Origin of the sequence: Arenibacter sp. F20364 (assembly GCF_023015905.1) — a bacterium.
GTDB lineage: Bacteria > Bacteroidota > Bacteroidia > Flavobacteriales > Flavobacteriaceae > Arenibacter.
The window spans coordinates 1-550 of the sequence record NZ_JALKBD010000142.1 but is presented as its reverse complement, the minus strand read 5'-3'; the positions used below and the strand labels follow the sequence as shown (position 1 = coordinate 550).

The 550-nt window shown below is 47.1% G+C and carries 1 protein-coding gene; it reads right to left on the bottom strand.

Features of this window, described 5'->3' with window-relative positions; translation table 11 throughout:
• A partial coding sequence (locus MWU84_RS24075) for a hypothetical protein (RefSeq protein WP_246906580.1) occupies positions 1–550 on the bottom strand: 550 nt, incomplete at both ends.

Sequence of the window (550 nt, the reverse complement as noted above, 5' to 3'; positions counted from 1 at the left end):
GGGGCGGTCAATGTAAAGTCGGCCGTTTGGCTTATCAGACTCTGGGAAGGACCTCCGGGTAAAAGTTCAAAAGTGAAGTCGCCCGATCCACCCGTCACGGTCACCCTTGCCACCTCGTCATTGTTACAGGTAATGGCGGTCTGTTGGCCAACGGTAACATCGGTGATGGTCGGTAAGGGGTTTATTGTCTGGGTTGGAATGGTAAAAGTACAGCCATTGCTATCTTTTACAATAATGTCATAATTGCCAGCAGTTGTGACCGTGTATGTAAACACATCCCCACCTGTGGGTATAAAAGCACCTCCATTTACACTGTAAGTATAGGCCGGTGTTCCAGTACCGGAAGTAATAGTAACCTCAATAGATGCAGATTGAACAGCATTGTTCATATTACAGGCGAAATCGGTTACATTGGTGATCGCAGCATCTAAAGTATTGGGTTCGTCAATTGTTATGGTCTGCATGGTAAAGCATCCCCTATCGGAGGTTACGGTTATGTCGTAGTTACCTGCGGTGAGACCTGTGAACAGGTTAGTGTTCTGTGTGGTCG